Consider the following 2,719-nt stretch of genomic DNA (forward strand, 5'->3'; position numbering starts at 1 on the left):
GTTCGTCCGGCCTGGTTTGGTGGTTGGTGGTGCGTTGAAGGTCAATGGTATTGCGGGCAGTCCTGTGGTCTTTACGTCTTCGAAGGATGATTCCGTGGGTGGGGATACGAACGGTGATGGGACTGCCACTAAACCGGCTGCCAGCGATTGGGAAGGCATCAACACCGACGGAGCCACCATTGCAGCAACATTCCTGAACATGTACTACTCATCTTCTCCACTAGTTTTTAGCAATTCAAATGGTGATCTTACGGACACCAAGATTTCTAATGCGGGAGGAACAGCGATTACGCTAGCTGGAAACAGCTCAATCGGTATCGAAGCCAATTTTGATCGTGTCGGCTCCGTACTCTCCACAGACCCGACAAGCAGTGCTCAGCTTCGTGGCAGTGCAAGAAACATCCAGGGGCAACCGCCATTTGTGTATGCCTGCAATTGGAATACTGGCCCGTGCCTAGTGGACGCCGACCACTTCGATTGGGGGTCCCCTGAAGGTCCGCACCCGTCGGACGGGGTGGGACTAGCCTGCGGATCGGTACTGGCAAGCCCTTGGACCTTTAATGGCCAGATCACGGGAAGCTCAATGTGGACGATCGGCAACTGCGATGGAAGTCCATTCTCGCCAGCATCTGATCTAGACGACGCTCGAGGATCTTATTCCCAGGCGACTGCATCCGCTCAAAGCATCTGTGATCAAGGCCCCGGATTCGAAGATGCATGCAATATCGTGAAAACCAATAAGGCCTGCCTCAAATCAGCATTAGACATCGCTGCAACCCAATCTATTTTCCCAATGCCGGATCAAAACCAAGTGGCGGGGTATGGGCAGTCGGCAGTCGACGCGGGTAGCGAAGTTCTCAGATCCTCGAGCTCACCCAAAGTCTCGACGATCGCCAACAGAGTCAACCGCATCACTCAAGTCACGAAGGTTATCGGAACTTTTAGTGCCCTCAGGTCGGCCTATAGCGGCTGCCATTAAAGGCTAGATCCGACCCCGCTACACATAGTGAAAGTCACGAACATTCCGGGACCGATTGGGGAATGGAACCGTGCTGGACACATTGTGAGGGGACGCCAATTGGAACGAATGAAGCGGCTGGCGCAAAGTATTGACGAGACACGCGCAGCTCGCTACTTCCAGGGAAACTTTGTCGAAGACCGGGCCTAGAAATGAACATCGATTTCGATTGCTTTCACACCGTCACCTCTAGCGATTCAACGGGCGTCTGCGAGGAGGTCTCAGGCTCTTGGTGGGTGACTGCTGAATGTGTTGCCGGAGAGTAACTAAATATCGGTCAGTTGATCTGCACACTCCTGCATGGTGTCGAGGCGTGACAGGTCCCAAGGAGTGGCTGGTCGGGGCCGACACTATGCGAGGATGTAGGCGTCCGATCGCCAGCGGACTCGCACGCTGTAGGTGGGCAGGCCGAATGTGTCGTGCTGGGTATGAGTGGTCGGATACAGCATCACAAAGCCATCATGGATTCCCCTTCACCCGAGTGCAGTAGCAAGGTTGCTCGAATTGGTGCGGTTCTGCGGGACTACCCCGAGGCGAGGAATGTCCACATGGTCTTGGCCATCGGGATGGATAAGAAAGCTACCAGAACTACGATTGTTCGGATGAAGGTGCGATGGAGGGTGAGTCCGGGGAAGCTTCCGAGGGAGCCAAGTTTCAGGGGGATCGTAAAGGAATTCATCCCTGCTGACCAGTGGACCTAGTTTGTGGGTCTGGAGCGGGGTTGTGACATTTTGTGGACATTCCCTCCCTTATCCCAATCGATACCTTCGGAAGTTGTTCGCTTAGGTTTTAACGATTACCTTTGGTTTTAGCGGGGGAAACATCCGCCTTAGGTGGGGTGTTCCCCAAGGAAGTTGAGCCAGAAATTGAATAAGAAGATACTCGGCGTTGCCCTGTTCAGTGTCCTAGCGTTGACAGCATGTGGAGGAGCGGAGTCCTCAGCGGCGGATGAAACACCTACAGCTACTGCGACGACGCTTGCTCCCGTTGTAGCCCCAAGCGTAGCTCCCATTGAGAAGACAACCACTCCTGAGCCTGAACCCACTGAGGAAGGTTCTGAGATTAGTGACCGTGGAAACTTCATCAGCGCGATTGGAAATGTGGGAGAGCTCGTCACTGGAGATGGGGAGACAGTCCTCTCCTTCACAGTCGATGCGATTGAACCCGTTGTGTGTACGGAACGTCCCGAGGAGCCGTCAGAAAACGGATACATGTTCGCTATCTCGATGACTTTTGAAACGAAGGCTGGTCTGGATATGGACGTTCCAACCAATCCGGCGGCGTTTGGTTTCATTTCTGAGGAGGGAACGACTTTTAACGGCGACGTTGGAACAATTGCTGGTTTTTATTGCCTGCCCGATCAGGACACGTTGCCAACTGAAATTGGCCCTGGAGAAAAGGTCACTGGGAAGCTGGTCCTCGACCTGCCAGCTGAGGGCGGGACGATTATCTACAACCCTACTTACGGCCAGACGGAGAGCTACGAGTATTCGTTCTAGCGTCTAGTCCTCCAGAGCATGACAACGGCCCTTGTACTCATTGGTACACGGGCTGTGGTGTGTGTGGTGGGGCCAGTTAACTAACTTTGGATCGGAGGCTCTTCCCGGAAGAGTCACTTTGTGACGTTTTGCGGTTACCCGACAGAGCGAGATGCCCGCCGGCATCATGCGGGACGGACTTCCAAGTTCCCTTTCGCGCAGA

Annotated in this window: 2 protein-coding genes; both read left to right on the forward strand. The window is 54.1% G+C overall.

Going from position 1 to position 2,719, the window contains the following annotated elements; genetic code table 11:
• A partial coding sequence (locus DDA93_RS16240) for a hypothetical protein (protein WP_207771374.1) occupies window positions 1–979 on the forward strand: 979 nt, incomplete at its 5' end.
• A 905-nt stretch (window positions 980–1,884) separates the two neighbouring features.
• Window positions 1,885–2,517, forward strand: a complete 633-nt coding sequence (locus tag DDA93_RS16245; protein ID WP_133185607.1) for a hypothetical protein — start codon at window positions 1,885–1,887, stop codon at window positions 2,515–2,517.
• Window positions 2,518–2,719: the final 202 nt, after the last annotated feature.

Source organism: Arthrobacter sp. Bz4 (genome assembly GCF_003075455.1).
Taxonomy (GTDB): domain Bacteria; phylum Actinomycetota; class Actinomycetes; order Actinomycetales; family Micrococcaceae; genus Arthrobacter_D.